This window comes from Gemmata palustris (assembly GCF_017939745.1).
Lineage (GTDB): Bacteria > Planctomycetota > Planctomycetia > Gemmatales > Gemmataceae > Gemmata > Gemmata palustris.
The window spans coordinates 4898660-4922272 of the sequence record NZ_JAGKQQ010000001.1 but is presented as its reverse complement, the minus strand read 5'-3'; the positions used below and the strand labels follow the sequence as shown (position 1 = coordinate 4922272).

At 66.2% G+C, this 23613-nt stretch carries 14 protein-coding genes; 4 read left to right on the top strand and 10 right to left on the bottom strand.

Annotated features, from left to right (window positions below; all coding sequences use genetic code 11):
• Window positions 1–37 precede the first annotated feature (37 nt).
• The 9 genes from J8F10_RS20215 to J8F10_RS39085 form a co-directional block, all read right to left on the bottom strand.
• Window positions 38–1414 carry an EF-hand domain-containing protein gene (locus J8F10_RS20215; RefSeq protein ID WP_210656773.1) on the bottom strand — a complete coding sequence of 459 codons (1377 nt, stop codon included), beginning with the start codon at window positions 1412–1414 and terminating at the stop codon, window positions 38–40.
• Entirely contained in the window at window positions 1411–2700 is a 1290-nt protein-coding gene (locus J8F10_RS20210) for a DUF1501 domain-containing protein (RefSeq protein ID WP_210656771.1), read from the bottom strand. Before J8F10_RS20210 ends, J8F10_RS20215 begins: the two co-directional genes overlap by 4 nt.
• Before the next feature lie 227 nt (window positions 2701–2927).
• On the bottom strand, window positions 2928–4469 hold the full coding sequence (locus J8F10_RS20205) for a DUF1549 and DUF1553 domain-containing protein (RefSeq protein WP_210656769.1): 1542 nt from the start codon (window positions 4467–4469) through the stop codon (window positions 2928–2930).
• Between the two features lie 13 nt (window positions 4470–4482).
• Window positions 4483–5493 carry an ArsI/CadI family heavy metal resistance metalloenzyme gene (locus J8F10_RS20200; RefSeq protein ID WP_210656766.1) on the bottom strand — a complete coding sequence of 337 codons (1011 nt, stop codon included), beginning with the start codon at window positions 5491–5493 and terminating at the stop codon, window positions 4483–4485.
• A gap of 17 nt (window positions 5494–5510) precedes the next feature.
• Window positions 5511–6584 carry an ArsI/CadI family heavy metal resistance metalloenzyme gene (locus tag J8F10_RS20195; protein WP_210656764.1) on the bottom strand — a complete coding sequence of 358 codons (1074 nt, stop codon included), beginning with the start codon at window positions 6582–6584 and terminating at the stop codon, window positions 5511–5513.
• Window positions 6584–7897 (bottom strand): MFS transporter, encoded by a 1314-nt coding sequence (locus J8F10_RS20190; protein ID WP_210656762.1) that lies wholly within the window; start codon window positions 7895–7897, stop codon window positions 6584–6586. The genes J8F10_RS20195 and J8F10_RS20190 overlap by 1 nt, the downstream gene beginning before the upstream one ends.
• A complete protein-coding gene (locus J8F10_RS20185) occupies window positions 7890–8816 on the bottom strand; it encodes a DUF1559 domain-containing protein (protein ID WP_210656761.1) in 927 nt (308 codons plus the stop codon). The genes J8F10_RS20190 and J8F10_RS20185 overlap by 8 nt, the downstream gene beginning before the upstream one ends.
• A 33-nt stretch (window positions 8817–8849) precedes the next feature.
• Window positions 8850–10091 carry a PQQ-binding-like beta-propeller repeat protein gene (locus tag J8F10_RS20180; RefSeq protein ID WP_210656759.1) on the bottom strand — a complete coding sequence of 414 codons (1242 nt, stop codon included), beginning with the start codon at window positions 10089–10091 and terminating at the stop codon, window positions 8850–8852.
• 378 nt (window positions 10092–10469) lie between these two features.
• On the bottom strand, window positions 10470–11159 hold the full coding sequence (locus J8F10_RS39085; RefSeq protein WP_246523454.1) for a hypothetical protein: 690 nt from the start codon (window positions 11157–11159) through the stop codon (window positions 10470–10472).
• 161 nt (window positions 11160–11320) lie between these two features.
• Between J8F10_RS39085 and J8F10_RS20170 the strand changes: the two genes are divergently transcribed.
• Together J8F10_RS20170 and J8F10_RS20165 are read left to right on the top strand one after the other, a co-directional pair.
• Entirely contained in the window at window positions 11321–13705 is a 2385-nt protein-coding gene (locus J8F10_RS20170; RefSeq protein ID WP_210656757.1) for a hypothetical protein, read from the top strand.
• 247 nt (window positions 13706–13952) lie between these two features.
• On the top strand, window positions 13953–14261 hold the full coding sequence (locus tag J8F10_RS20165; RefSeq protein ID WP_210656755.1) for an ArsR/SmtB family transcription factor: 309 nt from the start codon (window positions 13953–13955) through the stop codon (window positions 14259–14261).
• 239 nt (window positions 14262–14500) lie between these two features.
• Here J8F10_RS20165 and J8F10_RS20160 read toward each other — a convergent pair whose 3' ends face one another.
• Window positions 14501–17017 carry a S1C family serine protease gene (locus tag J8F10_RS20160; protein WP_210656753.1) on the bottom strand — a complete coding sequence of 839 codons (2517 nt, stop codon included), beginning with the start codon at window positions 17015–17017 and terminating at the stop codon, window positions 14501–14503.
• 146 nt (window positions 17018–17163) lie between these two features.
• On the opposite strand from J8F10_RS20160, the gene J8F10_RS20155 reads away from it, so the two are divergent.
• The gene (locus J8F10_RS20155) at window positions 17164–18237 is read left to right on the top strand and encodes a CobW family GTP-binding protein (protein WP_210656751.1); all 1074 of its coding nucleotides are present in this window, start codon (window positions 17164–17166) and stop codon (window positions 18235–18237) included.
• Window positions 18238–18342: 105 nt separating this feature from the next.
• Window positions 18343–23478: a PVC-type heme-binding CxxCH protein gene (locus J8F10_RS20150; RefSeq protein WP_210656749.1), complete on the top strand. Its 5136-nt coding sequence runs from the start codon at window positions 18343–18345 to the stop codon at window positions 23476–23478.
• The last annotated feature ends 135 nt before the right edge of the window (window positions 23479–23613 follow it).

Below are 23613 nucleotides of genomic sequence, written 5' to 3'. Positions count from 1 at the left end.
GGCCTTAAGGCTCCACAGCACCGGCTCGTATTGAAGATCACGGGTTCGCGGACTCGGCTTCCTCGGTACTGATGCGCCCGTCACCATTGGTGTCCAGCTTCGTAAATAGGTCCGGCGCGCCAATGAACTCGCGCGCGGAAACGTAGCCGTCACCGTTCTTGTCCATCGCCCGGAACCACGCCGGCCCACGTGCGGCGCGGGGGAGCAGCGGTTTCGGTTTCGGGGCCGCACCGAACGGGACCGGACCGAACGAGTCGCCGAGCGGTCCGCGACTAACCGTCAGTTGGTACGAAGCGGGTACCGCGCTACGTTCCAGGGACTTGTCGCGGGCGAGTGCGCCCGGCACGTTCCGGCCGGCCCGGATCAGTTCGTCGAGGTCGAGCCGACCGTCGCCGTTCGTATCGAACAGGTCGAACAGGTTCCGCCCGCGATCGGTCGCGGTCACCAGTACGCGGCACGCGATCCCGAGTTCGATGAGATCGAAGAGCGCTTCCAGTTCTGCGCGCGTGAGTTTGCCGTCGCCGTCGCGGTCGGCCGAATCGAACAGGCCCGCGAGAACCTGCGCAGTGGGGTCGTCATCGAAGACCTGCTTCCGCGCGGGTTTGTCGCCCGTGGTGGCTTTGAACTGTGCGAGGTAGAAGCTCTTCGCTGCGCGGAACGCGGTCGTCGGGTCGGCCTTCGTGATGCGCACGACGCAGACCCCGCCCGGTACCCGCAATCGCGTGCCGTCGGCGGAAAGTTCGAACGCTTCGCTCACGCCGGCAAGTGCGGGCTTTCCGCTCAGCGCGAGTCGCAGCGTCGCATTGGGTGCAGTTTTCTCGGGCGCGGCGAGCTTCAAGCCGGCTGGGTCCGATTGGAACGCGGCGCGGTTCTCGCCAAGCAGTTCCGCGGCGGTCAGCACCTCGTCCTCGTTTTCGTCGAGGCGCTTGAGGAGCCCCGCGGCCCGACGCAGTTCCGCAGCCGAGAGCTGACCGTCGTTGTCGCGATCGAGGTGCCGGAACAGGGCTTCGCTCAGGGCCAGTGTTTCGGCCGGAGCGAATTGATTGACGATCGTTACCGGGGTGAACCCGCGGTCGCGGTAGAACGCGCGGAACTCCACGGGCGTGACCCGGCCGGATTGCGCCTTATCGAGGGCGGCGAAGTTCATCGCGACCGCGTGCCCGCCCGGGAGGGGAAGCGGGAACACGCGATTCGCTTCCGGGGCCGACAGCTTGCCGTCGTTATCGCGATCGAAGTGCGCGAACAGCTTGTCGAGGAACGCGGCCCACGCGGCCTCGGGTGCGGTGGCGTCGGCCGCGATCTCGAGCCGGAGGTGCGCGGACTTCTCGCTTCCGGGAAACACGAGATCCGGGTCCGCTGTGAAAGCCGAACCACCCAGAACCAAAGTTGCAAGCAGTGCCAGGAGCCGCGTCACGCGAGGATCTCCTTTACAGGCTTCCCAGCCTGATCGACGATGCGGATGGGCCGGCTCACGTTCGACATGTTCTGCTTGTTGGGATCGATGCCGATCGCGTGGCACACGGTCGCGAGGAGGTCCGGCACGCTCACCGGGCGCTCTTCGACCTTCATGCCGTCCGCGCCCGTCTTACCGACTACTTGGCCCCCAACGATGCCGCCCCCGCCGAGCACCACGCTCCACGCGCCCGGGTAGTGGTCGCGCCCGTTGCGCGGGTTGATGCCCGGGGTGCGGCCGAACTCGCCCATCCACACCACCGTCGTCGTATCGAGCAGCCCCTTGTCCTTCAGGTCGGCCATGAGCGCGGCCCAGGCCGGATCGAGCGCGCCGCACAGGTTCTTCACCTGCGCGAAGTTGTTGTCGTGCGTGTCCCACCCGCCGAGCGTGACCTCGACGAACGGCACCCCGCGCTCCACCAACCGGCGCGCGAGCAGGCACCCCTGGCCGAAGCGGGTGCGGCCGTACCGGTCCCGGAGCGCCGCCTTCTCTTCCGAAAGATCGAATGCTTTCGCCGCGGATTCTTTCATCAGGCGCACGGCGCGCTGGTAGGCGCTCTTGTGGCTGTCGGTCGCGATCCCCGGCCGGCTCGCGAGGAAGTCCGCTTCGGCTTCTTCCAACAAAGCGCGGCGCTCGTCGGCCCTCGGTTCGCTGACGCCAGCGGGTAACCCGAGGTTCTCGACGCGCAGCCCGCCGCTCTCCTCCCCGCCGTACCCGCCCCCCGTATCTCCGACCACGAGCGGCGAGTGGCGCGAACCGAGGAACCCCGCCGACAGCGCCCCGGGGCCGAACCCGCGCGGGCTGATGCTGACGTAGCCGGGCAGGTCGTCGTCCGGGCGCGTGCGTTCCTTCGATACGAGCGAACCGAAGGTGGGGAAGTCGATCCCGCCTTGCGGCAAATTGCCGGTGCGGAGGTGGAGCGTGGCCCGGCCGTGGTCGCCCTCTTTTGTGGACATCGAGCGCACGGCCGCGAGGTGCTTCATCTGCTGCGCGACGAGCGGCAGGTGCTCGGCGATCCGCACCCCGTTCGCGGCGGTGTCGATCGATTTGAACGGCCCGCCGTTGGCGTGCCCGGGCTTGGGGTCGAAGGTGTCCGTTTGCGTCGGTCCGCCGGCCATCCACAGCACGATGCACGCGCGCTGGCGCGCGGGATCGTTTGCCGCCCGCGCTGCGAACGCGGGGAGCCAACTCGCGCCGGTTACGGCGGTCGAGGTACGGAGGAAGTTCCGCCGGTCGAGAGGCTTCATGGGTCCGACTCCTCGGAGGCTGAGAATTCCGCCACGGATGAACGCAGATAACGCGGATCAAGACAGAAGGCAAATTGGCCACAAAAAGGCACGTCAGAGGACAGAGATCAGAGATCAGAGATCAGAGGACAGAGGACAGACATCGGGACTGCTGTTCGGTTATTATTCTCTGCCTTCTGGCCTCTGTCTTCTGATCCGTGTTTTCTGTGTTTATCCGTGGCTCGTCTTCAGTGGTTCAATCGGAACTCGGCCGAGTTCAGCAGCACCCAGAACACGTCACTCAGGCGCTCGGCTTGCCGGTCGGTTCCGCCGGCCGCGACAAACTTCGTCATCCGGTCGAGTTCCTTCGCGGTCGGCTTGCGACCGAGAGACGCGAGGTACAGGGCGTTGATACGATCGGGTGTTGTCATGCCGGGCGTCTCGCGTACCGCGACCAGCGTCGGGCCGCCCTCCGCGCTCGTCACGAGGTTGAGGAACCGGCCGTTCATCAGCGCTAGTGCCTGAGTAATAGACGTTTCCGGTTCGGTCGCGGCCCCGCGCAGCGCGAACTGCGTAAGGAAGCGGTCGCGGGCCGTGTCCCGACCGCCCTCGCGGTGGCCGGTCGCGAGCGCGAGGCTGTCGAAGAGTTGCTCGCCGGTCATGCCCTTTACGGCCATCCGCGCGAAAAGGCGCGGGTCGTCCTGAGAGGCGTGCGTCTTCGCGCTGGTCCGCTGGTACGCTTTCGTGCGGCACGCGGCCCGGATCAGGAACTTCAGGTCGAAGTCGGCGGCGCCCAGTGCGCTCGCGAGATCGTCGAGCAGTTCGGGGTGCGACGGCTTGTTGGCCTCGCTGAAGTCGTCTACCGGGTCCACGATCCCGCGCCCGAACAGGTGCCCCCAAATCCGGTTGGCGGTCGCCTTCGCGAAGAACGGGTTACCCTTCGCCGTCACCCAATCGGCGAGCACCACGCGCGGGTTCGTGTCGCCGGCCCACTTCGGTGCGTTCCCGTCCAGAAAGGTGGCGTACAGCGTCCGCTTGGTGTTCGGGATGGTGATCTCGCGTCGGCGGGCGTCGGAGACGGGGGCGAACACGTCGTCGCCCTGGCGCTCGACGCCGGCGAAGAACGCGGCCGTTTGCCAGAACTGGTCGCGCTCCCAGCGACCGAACGGGTGATCGTGGCACTGGGCGCACTCGATCTGCACACCCAAGAACACGCGCGCCGTGGCGGCCGCCAGGTTCTCCGGCCGCGCGTCCTTCACGGCGAAGAACGCCAGCGCGTTCGGCTTGGTCGGGTCGCGGAGGACGGCCTCCGGCGCGCTCGGGTCGGCCGAGATGGGCGCGGTGAGCAGCTCGCGGACGAACTTGTCGTAGGGCGTATTGGCGCGGAACTTGAGCCGCAGCCAGCCCTCGAATCCGGGTTGGAACACCCGGGCTTGTGCGTCGGCCGCCACTTCCGGGAGCAGCGCCGCGCGCCACACCGCCGCGAAGTGCGTGGCGTACCGCGGGCTATCGAGCAGGTCGTCGATCAGCTTCGCGCGCTTGTCCGGGTCTTGGTCCGCGAGGAACTCGTGAACGTCGTGCGGGGCCGGGGTGCGCCCGGTGAGATCGAGGTAGGCGCGGCGCAGGAACTCCGTGTCGTCGGTGCGCGGGGCCGGTGTTGCATTCTCGGCTTTGAGGCGCGCATCAACGTGCGCGTCGATGCGCGCCGCGAGCTTCGCCGGTTCGGGTGGTGCGCCGGCCGCACTGCCCACAACGAGGAGAGTGAACCCGAGTGCGAAAAACGAACGCATGCCTCGGCCCCGTTCAAGAAAGGAACGCGAACTGTTCGGCGGCGGGGCCGGACCGGAGCCAGCCCGCGACCATCGCGGACACGGTCACCTTCTCGCCGCGCCGGAACACGGTGCCGCACTCACACGATACCTGCTCGAACGGTCCCTTATACATGATCGCGCACGGGCCGACGGCCGCGGTGCCGGGCTTCCACCCGTGCAGCCGCAGTTCGCGGAGCTCGACGCCGTTGACGCTGAAACAGTGGATGTCCCCGAGTTTCTCGTAGAACAGGCCGCCGAACCCGGCCCGGAGCAGCAGACCGAGCGGCTCGGTGTCCACCGGCACCCGCTGGACCAGCGCCGCCAGCCCCGGTAATTTCGGCGTGCCCGGAAACGGCCGGTCGCCCACCAATCCGTGAATCGAGAGCTTGCCGCCCGGCTTGAGCGCGCGGTGCGCCTCGGCCAGGAGGTTCGCTAACCGCGCCGGAGGCACGAGCGCGTTGAGTGTGCCTTCGAGCGTCACCCCGTCGAGGCTGCCATCGGTGTGCGGGATCTTGTCCGGCAGCGGGTCCGTGATGCGGTGCTGCCACACGGCTTCGGCGGGGGGCGGCAGCGGCGCGGGCGGACCGTCGAACCCGGAGTGGGTGATGTCCTCGTGCAGGGTGTAGATTTCCCACAGCGTCCGGTCCGGGTCGGTCACCCAGAACTTCGTCTGCCGCGAGTAGCAGCACTCGACGCCCTCCTGCCGCTGGGTCGGGATGCCGGCCTCCTCGAGCCGCCGCTGCACGTCGACGAGCGCGGCCGAGTCCGGGAACCGCAGCCCGACGTGGTTGAGCGCCCCGCCGGGTTGCTGCGGGCTGGGGTACAGCGCCAGCACGAGCGGCGGCGCTGCCAGGTCGAATTTCGCGTAGTCGTCGAAGTGCTTCGTAGCACCGGTGCCGAGAAGCGTACTGTAGAACCGCACCGACCGCGCGAGGTCCGCGACGTGCAGCCCGACGTGGAAGCGGGTCGCGGTGGTCGTACCGAGTTCGGCCGTCGCCGGCATGTGAGCCTCCCTCGCGCTCATCGCGCGCACGGCGCCGGGTGGCCCGGCTCGAAGAACAGGAACTGCTCGGCCGTCGGGCCGAGTCGCAGTTGGTCCCACACGGCGGCCGGCACCGTCACCCGCTTGCCGCGCTCGAAGGTGCGCCCGCCGTCGGCGGTCGCGCGGGCGAACGGACCCTTGTACAAGACCTGGCGCGTTTCCCCACCGGCGGCGACCGTCGCTCCGGGCTTCCAGGCAACGAGTTTCACCTCGCGGAGTTCGACGCCCTCGAGTACGAACCACGCCTTCTCGGTGTACTTCACCACCTGCACGCCCACGAACCCGGCCCGGCGGAGTGCCTCGATCGGTTCCGTCTGCACCGGAACGCGGGCGACCATCGCGGCCAGGCCGGGGAGCTCGGGCCGCGCACCGGGGAACGTGCGGTCGCCCATCAGCCCGTGCGCCACGACCTTCCCGCCCGGTTTCAGGACGCGGGCCGCTTCGTTCAGCAGGGCGGCCCGTTGCGAGTCGGAGAGGTCGGCGTTGAAGGTGCCCGTGAGTCGCACCTCGTCGAGCGCCGCGTCCGGGTGCGGGATCCGGTCCGGCGCCGCGCTGGTGACGAAGTGCTCCCAGACGGCCCCGGTCTGCGGGTGCGCGAGGCTTTCGATGTCGGTACGAGCGGCCGCGCCCTCGAGGCTCTTGCGGACCGCTTCCGGGCGCACGTCCTCCTCGACGCGGTAGACCTCCCAGAAGTTTCCGAACGGGTCCGACACCCACAGCTTGTTCTGCTTGGCGTAACCGCACGTCGTCCCGTCCTGGGCCTGCGTGCAGACGCCGGCCGCTTCGAGCCGGTCGCGGTAGCGCCGAATCGTATCGTCGGACGCGACCCGGAGGCCGATGTGACTCAGCGACGCGCCGGGGCCGGGCGGGTGCGGGCTGAGCGAAAACACAACGGGCGGGTCGTCCAGCTCGAACTTGGCGTAGTCGTCGTGCCGCTTCGCCGGCGGGTGACCAAACAGGAGGGCATAGAACTCCACCGCCCGCGCCAGGTCCGGCACGTTCAGCGACAGGTGGAACTTCACCGGCTCTTCGATCACGTTCAGCGACGACATCACCACACCTCTTTGACCCCTTCCGCCTCTTCCGCTGGCACTTGCGGGTCCGGCACCGCTCGAACGGGCGGGCGCACGACCCACGCGGCGACCGCCAGCACCAGTGCGATCACGGCGAACGTGTAGAAGAACGGTGCGGTGCCACCACCGCGCTCCCGCACGACCGCCAACAGCACCGGGCCGCTCGCCGACGCGAACACCGACAGAACCTGCACCGTTGCCTGGATGCTGCCCAAATGCGTGCGACCGAAGGTGTGGCCGTACACGGCGAAGTAGATCACCGTGATGATACCGCCGGATGCGCCGAGTAGTACCGCGTAAACTGCCGCCAGACCGAGGTTCGAGACGAGGGGGAACAGCAGCAGCGACCCGGCCAGGATCAGCACGCCCGCCCCGAGCAGCTTCCCCAGTGGCCGGTGGCGGGCGAGCGAACCCGCGATCACGTTCGCAGGTAACCCGCTCAGCATCAGCACGCCGAGGACCAGCCCGTTCGCTTTCTTCCCGTCCAACCCATGTTCCATCAACAGCAGTTCATTGTCGAGCGTGAGAGCGGAGAAGATCAGGTTGAAGACCGTTGCGGCGGCCGTGTACACCCAAAACGAGGGCGTCGCGAGCGCCGCCCCGAGCGTCATCGCCGCGCTCCGGTCTGCGTCGATGGCAGGTTCGTCGGGCGCTATGCCGCACGCTTCGGGCGCGCTCCGTGCGAACAGAAGGCCGAGCGGCACGAGACCGAAGAGCAGCGCCAACCCGACGCCCTCCCACGCGGCCCGCCAGCCGACCGAACCGACGGCCGCTTCGACCACGAAAATGGGCGCGATGAACCCGACCGCCAGGAGCAGCGTGAACGCCCCCATCGCGACGCCCGCACGCCGGCGGAACCACTTCCCCACGAGCGCGATGGCAACAACCGAAAGCGCGCCCTGACCCAACCCGCGCACCAGAGTGAGCGCCACCGCGAGTTCCCATTCGGTCGCCGCGCGGCTCATCAGCAGCACGCACCCGCCGAGCGCGGTCCCGACGCCCGCGAGGACGAGCCGCGTGCCCAACTTGTCGATCAGACGGCCGATCGGGATCACGCACGCCGCGCCGATCACGACGGCCCAGAAATTCAGCACGTTGAACCGCAGGTCGCTGATATCCAGTTCGGCGCGGAGCGGCTCTTTGACGAGGCCCAGCCCGTAGGTGCGACCGGGCAGCGTGGCCGACATCGCGACCGCCGCGACCGCCACGTTCACCCACCCGTAATAGAACGGCAGGCGGGCCGGCCACGCCGCGCGCGGCTCCGACCCGTCTACCAATCGGGCGCTACTCACTGATGACTTCCCCGTTCGCCCGCGTTACCAGCGCCGCGACCGTGAACAGGGACGCGCTGGCGTTGATCGTGCGCACCGACCCGTCCCCCATACCGACGTTCACCGCGCCGGTGTGGAACGCGTACAGCCCGAGGTCGTTCGAGCAGTTCACCACGCAGGTGCGGGCCGAGGAGGTGCCGGCCGCGTCCGATCCGTTCAGGGTGGCGTTGCTGCACGTCGCGTCGTTCCACAGCCCGGACCCGTTGGAGTAGGTGAAGGCGGTCGGGTACGGCTGCTTCTTCCCGGCCTGCCACAGGTACGGGCGGCCGGCAATCTCGGGAATCATGATGGTGTTCGAGAGACCATCGGTCACGTCGGCGATCTTGGTCTTCGCGTCCACCTGGAACATGCCGTTGAGGTTGCCCGAAGGGAACCCACTGATCGTGCTCGCGAGACTGGGGTTCACGCCCTTGATCGGGCCGTAGTCGCCGGGCATGCCGGTCCACGAGGCGTATCCCGGGAGCGTGTACAGCACCGCCGGGCCGCTCGAGTCCGGGTTCGATGGGCACGTGAAGACCTTCACCCGGGTGGCGGAGACGGCCTGATTGTTCGCCGGCCCGCCGATCCCGGTGTACGGCGGTGCCCCGACCGTGTACTGCTTGTACAAATTGTCCTGCTCGATCGCCGTCAGGACGTTCAGCCCCCAGCCGAACGGGGCCGTCGGGACGTTGCTGCCGCTCAGCGGGAAGTACCCGAACGCGCTCTCCTGATTGAAGTAGGCCAACGTGATCTGCTTCAAGTTGTTCTGGCAACTCATCCGGGCGGCGGCCTCCCGGACCTTTTGCACAGCCGGCAGGAGCAGGCCGATGAGGATCGCGATGATCGCGATCACCACCAGCAACTCGATCAGTGTAAAACCCTTGCTCCGAAGGCGAACCATGATGAACCTCTGGGTGGGACGAGCGGAGAGGAGTTACGGAACGAGTTGCACGCAGATCACTTCGGAAGCGTCGCGAGCGTAGAGGAGGCCGTTGGAGAGCGCCGGGGTGACGAGCGTGCCCTCGCACACCTTCGTAGCGCAAAGTTCCTTGAACTCTTTCCCTTCCGCGTCGATCAGCTTCAGGTTCCCGGCGTCGTCGAGGACGAGGAGTTTCCCGTTGGCGGTGCGGATCAGACCGAAGTGGAAGTACCCCATTCCCTCTTTCTTCCACATTTCCTTCCCGGTCTTCAGTTCGACGCACACGAGATCCGCACGCGGAACCGGCTTCAGTGTGTTCGTGACCAGGAACACGCGATCCTTGCTCGCAACCCCGGACGAGAAGTAACCGCTGAGGGCTTTTGCCTGCCACTCCTTCTCGGCGGTCACCTTCTCCCCGGCGGTCACGCGGATCGCGGTCGTGCCGTTGCTCATGGTGCTGGTCACGATGCGGTCGCCGATGACGAGGGGCGTGGGGGACGTCCCGCCCGGTTGGAACGGCAGCGCGAACTCCCAATTCGCCGCGCCGTCGAGCGGGTTCAAACCGACAACGCGGAGCGTGGTCATGAACGCGACTTCGGGTAACCGGCCGGGCTTCCCGCCCGCAACGACCAGCACCGGCGACGACGTGCTCGCGGGCTCATCCAGCCCTTGCCACGCGATCTCACCCGTCTCGGACTCGAACGCGACCACCGAACTCCCCTTACCGCCGACCGCGACCAGCACCTTGTTCCCGACGACCAGCGGTGAGCAACACACGCCGAAGCGCGGGAGCTCGGTTTTGAGTTTCTTGAAGGCGTCTACCTGCCAGACTTGTTTGCCCGTATCCGCTTCAAAGCAGGTGAGGAACCCGGTGATGCCGTAAGCGTAAACCCGATTGCCTGCGACGGTCGGCGTGGCTTGCGGCCCCGTGTTCAGCACGCTGCTGTACGGTCCGCGGTCGTAGGCCGCGCGCCACAGCACCTTGCCCGTCTTCGCGTCGAGCGCGATCAGTTCCTCGCGGTCCTTGCCGTTGATCCGGGCGTGGACGAACACGCGCCCGTCTACGATTACCGGGGTGCTGAACCCGACGCCGACTTTCGCCTTCCACAACACCTTCGGCGCGTCTTTTTCTGTCCACGGCGCGACGGCTTCGGCCGAACCGCCGTCACGCTTTGGCCCGAGCCACTGGTTCCAATCGGCCGCAAAGAGCGGGGCCGGAACGAACGCGAGAGCGAAGACGGCGAATAACCGTGGCATGAGATGCACCCTCGGTGCGAGAACTCGGGAGCGTAACCGGTGGTACCGGAATTTGGCGGCGGGCTTACCGAAATCGGCGCGATTGATTCCTCAGTGGTGCAAAATCTGGTGCGGGTATCTGACGTGTCGCGCGGTGACGTCGTGAATAACGGGCAGATGTCATAGTTACTCTCCGGCCCGGCAATGTCAAGTACGTGCGGGGCTCGTGGAGCTACGCGGGCGCTGCCCGGCGTCTTGAATGCGCGTCCGCGGTGAAGAGGATTTCACCGCGGAGGGCACGAGAGGGCGCAGAGAAGCAAAGGCGAGAGTGAATAGTTCCGATCCGGTCTTTCTCCGCGCCCTCTCGTGCCCTCCGCGGTGAAATCCTCTTCACCGCGATTACTCCTTGCCGAGCACCAAGTCCACGACCCAGCACCCGCGCACGTGCGGCCCCGGTCCGCGGCAGTGGTCGAGCACATCGGCGCTGTCGCAGCCCGCGTCCTGGAGTGCGTCGGCCAGGATCGGCATCGCGCCGAAGTCCCGAGACTCGTACATCCGCGCCGCGAGCGCGAGAGTAGTGGAGGTGAGCCACGAGGGGGAGAAGGGCACGGGGCGGAACGGGTTCCCGGCAATGTCGAGATAGTATGGGTAGAAGTGCCGACCACTTTCTTCCTGGCTTCCACCATAACACAGCCAATAGTTTGAAATTGCCTTGTGGACCGCCCATTGTTGCCCAGACGGGGGTGACGAGTAGTCTCCGGGTCGGGCAACCAAGTACCGAATGCCGTGCAGGACGTCCGAGACCGCGTGCCGCTGAATCGGCTCCAGATCAGAGCGTTGGAAGGGTTTGCTTTCGGCCTCCCTCATCACCGATGTGTAATAGGCTAGAACCCGGAAGTCCGGAGCACCGTCGGCCTCGCGCTCGGCCGCCCGCAGTGCTCCCTCGGCAAGGTCTTTACATGGACCCAAGACGTCGAGCATGATCCGGCAGCACGCACACGCGAGGAGTTTAACACGCCGGTGCCCCAGCGACTCTTGAACACGTGGCACGATGTAAAGGCTATCTTCAAGCCATTCCGCTTCGGTCATCGCTTCACCTCTGGAACCGATTCCAGCATGACCGTTCCGGCGCCCGGTGCAAGGCGTAACCGAATTCGCCCTCAACGCTTCACAATCACGCACGGGGCTTACAACGAATGGGCTTCATCGCTACCATCGTCCGTGGCACCGCACGTGAAGGAGACCGTTCGATGAACGCCAAATGGTCGCTCCCGATTTGTCTCCTGTTCGCGCTAGCAGCGCCCGCGGCCGCGGCCGACCTCGATCTGACTCGGGCCGTCGTCGTCACGCCCCCGGGATTGTCCGGACCCGCCACAAAAGCGGTCCAGATGCTCGTCGAGGAGGTGGAGACGCGGTCGATGGCCCGGTGGGACCGGACCGAGACGTGGCCGGCGGCCGGAACGCCGGTGGTCGTGGTGGGACCGGCCGACGAGGTTTACAAACTGCTCGACAAACGGGGCGTTCGGTTACCGAAGCCGTCCGCGCAACCCAAACCCGAGGGTTACCGAATCGGGATCGCGACAGACGGAACGACGCCGGTCGTGTGGGTCGCGGGGAACGACCCGCGTGGGGTGCTGTTCGGCGCGGGGCGTTTGCTCCGTGAGCTGAGTCTCGGGCGTTTAAAAGTGACCTTCGCGGACAGCTTTAAAGCGGAATCGGCTCCAACAACCGCGCTCCGCGGGCACCAGATCGGCTACCGACCCAAAACCAACTCCTACGACGGCTGGACCGTTTCCATGTGGGAGCAGTACATCCGCGATCTCGCCGTGTTCGGGTGCAACGCGGTCGAACTGATCCCGCCCCGCTCAGACGACGCCCCCGATAGCCCGCTCTTCCCGCTCCCGCCGCTGCTCATGATGACCGAGGTCTCGCGCATCGCCGGCGAGTACGGGCTCGACGTGTGGATCTGGTACCCGGCGATGGACCGGGACTACGCCGACCCGAAGACGGTCGAATCGGCACTCAAGGAATGGGGCGCGGTCCTTCAGGCGCTCCCCCGAGTGGACGTCGTGTTTGTTCCCGGGGGCGATCCCGGCCACACGCGCCCGAAAGTGCTGTTCGATCTGCTGGAGCGGCAAACCGCCAACTTGAAGAAGTACCACCCGAAAGCGACGATGTGGATGTCGCCGCAGAGCTTCATCGGCCCGTGGATGGACGAGTTCTACGAACTCATTCGCCGCGAGCCGTCCTGGTTGACGGGCGTGGTACACGGTCCGCAAACCCGGGTTTCGCTGCCGAAGCTCCGGGCCGCGGTACCGAAGACGTTCCCCATTCGCGACTACCCGGACATCACCCACAGCCGCCAGTGCCAGTACCCGGTCCCGGACTGGGACGTCGCGTTCGCACTGACGCAGGGGCGCGAGGGGTGCAACCCGCGCCCGGTTCAGACGGCCCGCACGTTCCGGTACGGCCGGGCCAGCACGGTCGGGTTCATCACCTACTCCGAGGGGTGCCACGACGACGTGAACAAGATGGTCTGGAGCGCGCTGGGGTGGGACGAGAAAGCGGACGTGAAGGACGTGCTCCGTCAGTACGGGCGGTACTTCGTCGGCCCGGCACTCGGGGACCGCTTCGCCGGCGGGCTCCTGGCCCTGGAGAAGAACTGGGACGGGCCGGTTCTTTCTAACGCTGGAATCGACGAAACGCTGAAACTGTTCCAGGAACTGGAGCGGGACGCCGGGCCGCGGGAGAAGCTGAACTGGCGGTTCCAACAGGCCCTCTATCGGGCCTACTACGACGCCTTCGTTCGCGCCCGGCTGAAGCACGAGACGGAAGCACTCGATGCGGCCGTCGCCAAGCTCCGGGGCGCCAAGACCACCGGGGCGGCGAAGACGATCGCCGATGCCGAGGCGCTCCTCGACCGGGCGGTGAAGGAGCGGGCCGCCCCCGAACTGCGTGCGCGGCTCAACGAACTGGCCGAAGCGCTGTTCCAGAGCATCCGGGCACAGCTCAGTATTCTGAAGCACCACGGGATGCCCGGTCGGGGCAACAACCTGGACACGGCCGACGTGCCGCTGACCGATGCCGCGTGGCTGCGGGCCGAAATGACGGCCGCGAAGGAACTCCCGGACGAGGCCGCGCGTCTCGTTCGATTGAATGCCGCAGTAAACCGGACCGACCCCGGTCCCGGCGGGTTCTACGACGATTTCGGTGACCCGAAGCGGCAACCGCACCTCGTCCGCGGACCGGGCTGGGAGAAAGACCCGGGGTTCGATGAGTCGCCGCAGTGCGCCTTCAGTATGCGGATCGGCGTACCTCGGGCGTGGTGGCACTACGCCGAAACGCACTACGAAACGCACCTCCGCGCGAAGTACGACGGCCTCGACCCGTCCGCTACCTACCGGGTGCGAGTAGTGTACGGGGGCCAGGAGGGGCGCAAGGTGCGGTTGACGGCCGGCGACGGGCACGAGGTCCACGCACTTTTGGGGAAGCCGTTCGAGCCGGTCGAGTTCGATGTTCCCGCGGCGGCCACGGCCGGTGGAACGTTGACTCTGACCTGGACACCGGAGCCCGGGGCCGGCGGACCGGGTCGCGGGTGCCAGGTGTGTGAGGTGTGGGTGCTCAAGCGCCCGTGAGTGCCCGACCGGTTGTTTCGGGGCGTGCGGAGGTGCCGCGGGGCGCCGGGCGCCATTGGCGAGGGGGCGCGTTGCGCTTTCCGAGACGGGCTCGCCGCGAAATCGTTGCAAAAGTTACGCACGATACAGGTACGCGCGCGAACTCGAATTAGTACAGAATTTAGATTATGAACCCGGCGCTGAAGACGTCGAATGTAAGACGTGCCACCTCAGCACCGTCCAAAATCCACGAACCCACCGAACCCCAATGGCCCGAAACGCACCCGACCCGAAGACACAAGCCGCGTGGCTGATCGCGATCGGCGAGCCGACGCGCCTGGCCCTGATCCGCGCCCTCGTGGCCGGTGAGAAAACCGTGACCAATCTGGCCCGCGAACTGGGCGTGGAGATCGTGAACATCTCGCACCACCTGAGCGTGATGAAGGACGCCGGGCTGGTGACCGTCGAGCGCGACGGGCGGTTCATGATCTACGCGCTGGTCGGCGCCGCCGTGGCCACGGGGCGGCTGGAACTGACGCACCCGTCCGGGCTGCAACTGCGCGTGCCGCTGGAGTAAGGCCGCAGAAGTTCCTGGTCACGACACGAAGTGATTTTTCGCCACTGTGCGGTCGATCGCTGGTCCGGGCGAGTCACTGACGTTGCGAACCGGACGAATAGATAAGGCCGGCCAAAATATTGAAACGGCAACGGCCCGGGGATCGCCCGGGCCGTTGCCACATGTGCCGACCAAATGAACTGGATCGACCGGAAGCGTAGTTTTTATCCGGTCGATCCGGTCAAATGCAATTCGTTCGCTTACTTGGTAACTTTCACCGTAAAGGTGTGGAACGCCTCCTGCCCGGCGCCGTCGCGGACGGTCAGGATCACTTCTTGGTCGCCGGTCGCGCCGGCCGGCACCGTCCACGTTACGACCCCGGCCGCGGACACTTCCATGCCCTTCGGCCCGCTATCGAGCTGGTAGGTCACTTTCGCGTTCTTCGACTTCACCTTGATGGGGTACGTGAGCGTCTCCCCGGCTTTTGCCTCGCGCGGCGGTTGCGACGAAACGATCAGGTAGTCCAGGCCCGATTTTTCCAGCGCCGCGTCCGGGTCGAACTTGTGAAGCACCACTTGGTCGTTGCTCCCGGGAAGAACCGCGATCAGCTTCGCGTCCGGGACGAAGAAGACGCGCTTCCACGGTCCGAACTCTTCGCGGTCCCACCCGTCAAAGCCGAGCCCGTGCTCGGCCGTGTCCAGCTTCGCGACCGGCCGTTTAACCCCGCGCAGGAACACGGTAAAGTTTCCGCCTTTACCGCCCTCGGCCGAAGTCAGGGAGAGGAAGTAGTCCCCGCGTACCGCGGGCAGGCAGTACCCGTAGTTCGCGTCGTCCGGCCCGCCGCGCTTGAGCAATTGGGACGCGATCCCCTTCCCGGTGAACACCGTTTTGCCGTCCGGACCGGGAATCACGTGCATGAGGTCGCCCTCTTCGTACCGCCGGATCACGTCCCCCTCGCGCACGAACGTGGTGGACGTGCTCGGGGAATAATGCGTGTTCCACACGCCGAACACGCTCCCGTCACCGGACGCGAAAACTCGGGCTTCGGCGACCCAGACGCGCGCGTTCTTTTTTCCGTCGACAATCGACAATTGCTGGAACGTATTCGGATCGAGACAGTACCCGTTCGTCACGAGCGGGCCGTTGGACCCGTGCCCCATGACGATTGTCTTGAGATCCTCTGTGAACGGCGGCAGGGCCGACTTCTCCAACTCGAAGGTGGTCAGGCTCCATCGCTCCAGTTTGCCGGCCTTCTTCAACCCGATGACCACGCAATCCAGACCCGCGGTGTAGATGATGTCGGGTTCGGTCAGAGGAATGTACTTGGTTACCCGGCCCTCGTTCATGTCGAACACGGCGAGCTTCTTCAACTTCGGCATGTGGAAGATCAGGTACCGCCCGCCCCCACCGACTACCACATCGGTGAACACGTCCGGCAGCTTCTTGACGATCTGGTCCCCGGGCAGCGGGGGCGCGGTGATGACCACCGACGACGGATCGGCCGGCCCCACACGTGCCTGCACCGGATCGCGCACCGAAACGGGCGCCTCGACCCGAGCCAGTTCCTTGCCGCCGATCCGCGCGACCACGACCGCGGTCACCGTACCCACTTCCGCGGTTTGGATTGTCAGTTGCGAGGCTTTGGAAAGATCGAGCCGCACTTTCTGGCCGCCCACATCAATCTCGGTCGGGCCGAGGCCCACCACGTCGCCTTCGAGGGTGGTGCGGTCGTCCGCCAACAGAACCTTCGACTTCATCGCGTTGAACTCGATCCGGCGCGTGCCACTGAGCCGAACGGGTTTGCCCGCGACCTTGAGTACGGCGTCGTTGATAGTGCCGGTGACGGCCCCCGGTCCCGTGCCGAACCGGGCGGACACTTCGATGCGCGTGCCCGGCGCCTTGCTCAGCGGGGCGGCGGTCGCGGTCCACACGCCGTTTTGGGCCTTCATGGGGTACTCGCGGGCTTCACTGCTCCCGGCGGTGCGCAGGATCAGCACCACGTCCGGCTCCGGCGCGTTCGGTACGAGTGACGCGACCTGGGCCTTAAACTCCACCGGTTTATCGAGTTCGGCTGATTTTACTGCGGGCGGCGCGAACGCGATGTCCGGTGCGTTCAGGAACCGGTTGAGGTGGTTCACCGGGATGGCTTCGTTAATGTTCCTGCCCTCGAACCCGGACACGACCACGCCGATGACCTTTCCGTTGTCGTCCAGAACCGGCCCGCCAGAGTTACCGCGGTTAAGGGCGACATCGACCTGAATGAGCTGCAACTCGCCGCCCTTGTGCCGCAACGCGGTCACGCTCCCCGCGTTCACGCTAACTGCCGGGTACTCTTTCTTGTCGGTCGCGAGAATCTTGCCCAGAGGGAACCCGCACGCGACCACGTCCGCGAGTTCCGCGATGCCGTCCGCGGACCCGAGTTGGAGGCTCGGCAGATCTTTCGCGCCCTCGACGCGGAGCAGTGCGAGGTCGGCATTTTTATCAGCGCGGACCACCTTCGCTTTGAGCACTTGCTGCGTCGCGAGGGTCGGGTTCAGTACGAGCGTGATTTCGCCCCGCGCGCCGCGCACGACGTGCTCGTTCGTGACGAACAGCCCCGACGGGTGGATGCAGAACGCCGTTCCGCTCCCGACTTGGGGAACCTCGGCGAACGCGGTCGCGGCCTTCCCGCGCTTGCCGATTTCGACCTTCGTGGGCTTGTCCGCGCCCCGAGCGGCGAACACGGGAGAGAGCACCAAGCCTGTCAACAGGCCGACGCCGACGACGAGTCGAAACATGGGCTAAAACCCCGCGATCAGTAACGGGAACGGTGGCCGTTGAATCCTAATGGTGCGCGGACCGCTGAACAATGGGTCGTGCCCGGATAATGAATCCGGTATCGTGAGCGGACCCGACCGTTCGATCCGCGTTCCCGAAGGCTGCAATGCAATCCGTTCCGACCAATCTGATTACCGGGTTTCTGGGCGTCGGGAAAACGACGGCCGTGATCGACCTGCTCCAGCGCAAAGAGACCGGTTCGCGATGGGCCGTACTGGTGAACGAGTACGGCGCGGTGTCGATTGATGACGCGCTGATCGAGGGGAGCGCCCCCGAGGGCGTGACGGTGAAGGAGGTGGGCGGCGGGTGCGTATGTTGCGCGAGCGCGCCGTTCCTGCCGGTCGCGATCCACTTCCTGTTACTCGAAGCGCGGCCCGAGCGACTCATCATCGAGACGACGGGCCTGGGCCACCCGGCCCGGCTGCTCGACTCGCTCCGAATGAGTTACCACGGGCGCCTCGACGTGCGCGCCACACTGGGGATCGTCGATCCGCACGATTTCGCGAAGCCGGAGATGCGGGATAACCCGATCTTCATCGACCAGATCCAGATGGCCGACGTGCTCGTGATGAACAAGCTCGACACCGCCACCCCGGAACTCGTGGCCGATTTCCAGTCGTGGGCGAACGGGCTGTTCCCGCCGAAGCTGCTGATCGCCGGGACGACCCAGGGGCGCATTGACCCCGCGTGGCTCGACCTCAGTGCGAACGACGAACGCTTTCCGCTGTACCCGCAGGAGCCTGGCTTCCCCAAAGGGAAAGGGGAGCAAAGCCGACCTAACCCCCTAACCCCCTTCCCTAAGAAGGAAGGGGGAACAGAATCAGAGGCGGTTTTAAGCCCCTCTCCGTTTAGGGGAGGGGTTGGGGAGGGGTTGCTTTCTTCCCCCCCCAAGCGCTACCTCACTCCCCCCGCCTGTGGGTGGGTGTTCGATCCCGCCGATGTGTTCGACGAAGCCAAACTCCTCGGGCTGTTAGCGAACACCAAAGAGGTGACGCGGTTGAAGGGCGTGTTCCACCTCGCCGACGAGTGGGCGGCCGTGAACCGGGCCGGCACCGCGATGAGCGTCGCGCCGACCGCGTACCGCCGCGACAGCCGCGTCGAAGTGTTCGCCGAAGGGCTCGACTGGGACCGGTTCGAGCGTGAATTGATGGCGTGTCTGTTCCCCGTGCCTACTGCGTAGTCCCCGGACGACTGCGCACTCGCTGTTTCCCCTTCGCGGTATGTCTGGTACAACACTGTCACACACCCGCCCGTCCCCGCGCACCTAAATCCCGGAGACTCTCCCATGCCCGTCGGGCGCTCCCTACTCTCCGTCGGCCTGCTACTGGGGTCGGCCGCCGCGCTGCTGGCGCTACTCACGCCGCCCGCGCCCCCCACCGGAACGATTGCCGCCCAACCGGGCGAACCGCCCCCGGGCGAATTCAAGCTGGAAAAGGGCGACCACGTCTGCATCATCGGCAACACGCTCGCCGACCGGATGCAGCACGACGGCTGGGTCGAAACGTTCCTGTACGCACGGTTCCCGAACCACGACCTCACGATTCGGAACCTCGGGTTCTCCGGCGACGAAGTGAACCTGCGGATCCGGTCCGAGGCGTTCGGCACGCCGGACCAGTGGCTCAGTGCCAGTGCCCCGATCCCGAGGCCGGAGCTGGTCGCGGACAAGAGCGTCGTGAACCCGAACCGCTTCGAGAAGGCGAACACGAAGCCGGACGCGCTCTTCGCCTTCTTCGGCTACAACGAGTCGTTCGCGGGCGCCGCCGGGTTGCCCAAGTTTAAGGCCGAACTCACCGCGTTCATCAAGCACACGCTCTCCCAAAAGTACAACGGCAAGTCGGCGCCGCGGCTCACGCTGTTCTCGCCGATCCCGTTCGAGGACCACAAGTCGCCGAACCTGCCGACGGGTGCGGCCGTCGAGGGTATCAACAAGAACATCGAACTGTACACGCAGGCGATGCGCGAAGTGGCGCAGGCGAACGGCGCGTCGTTCATCGACCTCTACAACCCGATGAAGGTCCGCTACGAGGGCGTCAAGAACGGCGGTAAGCCGCTCACGATCAACGGCGTCCACCTGACGGAAGAGGGGCACCGCAAGCTGGCCGAGGTGATCGATAACTACATCCACCCGGTGGGTGGGCAGTACGCACCGCCGGACGAGAACCTGATGGCGAAGCTCCGCCCCGTGGTGCAGGACAAGGCGTTCCACTGGTACCAGCGGTACCGCGTGACGGACGGGTACTCCACCTACGGCGGCCGCGCGTGGCTCCAGTTCGTCGGCAAGCAGACCAACTACGAGGTCGTGCAGAAGGAACTGGAAACGCTCGACATCATGACGACGAACCGCGACAAGGTCATTTGGGATGTCGCGAAGGGCCGGGACGCAAAGCCGGACGACAGCAACCTGCCGAAGTCGGTACCGGTCACGACCAACAAGCCGGGCGCGGGGCCGAACGGCACGCACCTGTTCCTCACCGGCGAGGACGCGATCACGAAGATGAAGATCGGCACGGGGCTGAAGGTCAGCTTGTTCGCGAGCGAGGAGAAGTGGCCGGAACTCGCGAAACCCGTGCAAATGGCGTGGGACGCACGGGGCCGGTTGTGGGTCGCGGTGTGGCCGAGCTACCCGCACTGGAAGCCGGGTGAACCGTACAACGACAAGCTTTTGATTTTTGAAGACACCGATGGCGACGGCAAGGCCGACAAGGTGACCACGTTCGCCGACGGGTTACAGAACCCGACGGGGTTCGAGTTCTACAACGGCGGTGTTCTGGTGGCTCAGGCCCCGGACCTCGTCTTCCTGAAGGACTCGAAGGGCGGGGACAAGGCCGACATCCGTGAGCGCGTCCTCCACGGGCTCGACACCGCCGACACGCACCACACCGCGAACAGCTTCGTGCTCGACCCGGGCGGCGCGCTGTACTGGCAGGAGGGCACGTTCCACCGCTCGCAGATCGAAGACCCTTACGGCCGGTGCAAGCGCCTGGGCGACGGCGGGGTGTTCCGCTACGAGCCGCGCACGCAGAAGCTCGACGTGTACGTCACGCACAGCTTCGCCAACCCGCACGGGCACGTCTTCGATCACTGGGGGCAAGACATCGTGGTAGACGGCACCGGCGCCCAGCCGTACCACGCCCCGCTGTTTAGTGGCTACCTGCCCGGTCCGAACTTGAACGGGTACCCGACCGGCAAGCACGCCACCCCGCCGCAAGTGTACCAACAGCGCACGCGGCCGTGCGGTGGCATCGAGGTTCTTTCCAGTCAGCACTTCCCGTCGGAATGGGACGGGAACCTGATCGTCACGAACTGCATCGGGGTCCAGGGCATTCTGCGCTACCGTCTCTCGGATTTCGGGGGCAGCCTCTCGGGTCAGGAACAGGAGCCGATCCTCACGAGCAGCGACCCCAACTTCCGCCCCGTCGATTGCAAGACCGGACCGGACGGCGCGCTGTACTTCATCGACTGGCAGAACCCGATCATCGGGCACATGCAGCACAACCTCCGTGACCCCAGCCGCGACCGCACGAAGGGGCGCATCTACAAGGTGACCTACGACGGGCGCCAGCTCTCGCAGTCGCCGAAGATCGCGGGCGAGAGCACCGAGGCTCTGGTGAAATTGCTCGAGCACCCGGAAGACCGCGTGCGCTCCCGCGTGAAGATCGAACTCGGCGCCCGCAAGACCGAAGAGGTGGTCGCCGCGGCGAAGAAGTGGGCCGGCCAGCCCTGGGGCGGCGCGGACCCGACGCACCACGTCCTCGAGGCATTGTGGGTCCACCAGTACCACAACGTCGTCGATGTCGATCTGCTCAAGACCGTGCTCGCGGCGAAGGACTTCCGCGCCCGCGCCGCCGCCGTCCGCGTACTGTGCGAGTGGCGCGACCGTGTGCCCAATTCGCTCGAAATGCTGAAGCAACTGGCCGGCGACGAACACCCGCGCGTGCGCATGGAAGCGGTTCGGGCCGCGAGCTTCTTCACCGTGCCCGAAGCGGCCGAGGTCGTCTTCGTCGCGCAGGACAAGCCCACGGACCTGTTCGTTGCGCACGTCGCGCGGGAGACGATGCGGGCGCTCGACCCGATCGTGCGCCAGGCGATCACGGAGAAGCGCCCGATCAAGTTCACCACGGCCGCGGGCGCGCGGTACTTCCTGAAGTCGGTCACCACCGACGACCTGCTGAAGATGGAACGCACTTCGGCCGTTTACCTGGAACTGCTGTTCCGGCCAGGGGTGCGGGACGAATTCCGCCGCGAGGCCCTGACCGCGCTGGCGAAACAGGACCAGAAGTCGGAACTCGCGGTCCTCGTGAGCGCGATCCGGCAGCACGACGAGGCCGCCATCACGGAAGAGAGCGTCGCGTTCGACCTGGCCCGGTTGCTCTCCGGGCGCCCGCAGCCGGAACTCGTGGCCGCCCGAGGCGACCTCGAGGCCCTGGCCACGAAGGGGCGCGCGCTCGAAACGCGGCAAATGGGTTACACCGCGCTCATCGCCGCGGACGGCGACATCGAGAAGTCGTGGGCGCTCGCGACTAAATCGGTTTCGGCGCTGAAGGACTACATCTCCGCGGTGCCGATGGTGCGCGACCCGGGCGCCCGCGCCGCACTGTACCCGAAGGTCAAGGCGCTGCTCACCGGGCTTCCGCCGGACCTCGCGAAGACCGTGGAGGGGGGCAAGAGCGTCAGCGGGCGGTTCGTGCGTATTGAACTGCCCGGCCCGCAGCGCACGCTCACGCTCGCCGAGGTGCAAGTGTTCAGTGACAACGTGAACGTGGCGCCGCGCGGGAAGGCGGCCCAGAGCAGCACCGCCTACGACGGCCCCGCGAGCCGCGCCATCGATGGCAAGACCAACGGCGCGTACAGCGACGGCACCTCGACCCACACCCGGGAGGGGACCGTGAACCCGTGGTGGGAGGTCGATCTCGGGCGGGTGGTGTCGATCGAGAAGATCGTGGTGTGGAACCGCACCGACGGCGCGTTCGGGGACCGGCTGGCCAACTTCACCGTGCGTGTGCTCGGCGCGGACAAGAAGCCCGTGTTCGAGGCGCTGAAGAACCCGGCACCAAAGGAGAAGTCCGAGTTCAAAGTCGGTACGGGCGCGCCGGAGCGCGTGATCCGGCGCTCCGCGATGTTCGCGCTCGCGACCGTGCGCGGGCAAGAGGCGGACGCCTTCAAGGGGATCGCGAAGTACCTCACCGAAGAGAACGACCGTGAACCCGCGGTGCAGGCGCTCCTGCGCATCCCGGCTCGCGACTGGCCGAAGGATGATGCGAAGGCCACGCTCGACACCGTGATGAAGTTCATCCGCTCGGTGCCGGTCGCGGAGCGGACCTCGACCGTCGCGCTGGACTTCATGCAGCTCGGTGAGGGCCTCGCGGGGCTGCTCGCCCCGGCCGAAGCGAAGGCCGCGCGCAAGGAACTGGCCGATATCGGCGTCCGCGTGATCCGCGTCGGCACGCTGTTCGATCAGATGAGCTTCGACAAGGAGCGCATCATCGTGCAGGCCGGGAAGCCGGTGGAGTTCGCGTTCGAGAACACCGACATCATGCCGCACAACTTCGTGATCGTGGCGCCGGGGAACCTCGAAAAGGTCGGCAACGCGGCCGAGGCGTTCGCCCTCGAACCGGGGGCGGCGGACGCGCAGTACGTGCCCAACATGCCCGCCGGCACCGTGCTACTTAAGAGCAAGCTGCTTCAAACGCGACAGGCCGAGCAACTGAAATTTGCCGCGCCCAAGGAGCCGGGGATCTACCCCTACGTCTGCACCTACCCGGGCCACTGGCGCCGGATGCACGGGGCGCTGTACGTGGTGGCCGATCTCGAAGCGTACCAGGAGAACCCGGAAGCCTACCTCGCGAAGAACCCGCTGACCGTGAAGGACGATCTGCTGAAGTTCAACCGCCCGCGCACGGAGTGGAAGCTCGAAGAACTGGCCGACGCGGTGAAGGAGATGGAGATGAAGGGCGCGCGGAACTTCGCGAACGGCAAGCAGATGTTTACGGTCGGCACGTGCGTCGCGTGCCACAAGTTCGGCGGGCAGGGCGCCGAGTTCGGGCCGGATCTCACGAAGCTCGACCCGAAGGTGTTCAAGAACGGTGTGGACGTGCTCGAACACGTCCTCGACCCCGCAAAGAAGATCGACGACAAGTACGCCGCGTACCGCTTCGTGCTGACCGACGACAAGGTCGTTCTCGGCATGATCGTGGAGGAGAAGGACGGCGTGGTGAAGATCATCGAGAACCCGCTGGCGAACGCGAAGCCGCGCGAGATCAAGCGTGCGGACATCGCCGAGCAGAAGAAGGCCCCGACGTCAATGATGTCGAAGGGGCTGCTCGACAAGCTCTCGCGCGACGAGATCCTCGACCTGCTCGCCTACGTGTGGGGCCGGGCCGATCCGAAGAGCAAGCTGTTCGGCACCGGTCACGACCACTAATTGTCAGCGATTTCTGAAGAGGGCGGGGCTAACACCCCGCCCTCTGTCGTTTTTTGGGGCGCTGTAGGCGGAAGTGCAGTGCGTGATTATCCAACTCAGTAATCCGAGACGATGGCTGTTCGTAGCCGGCCTCTG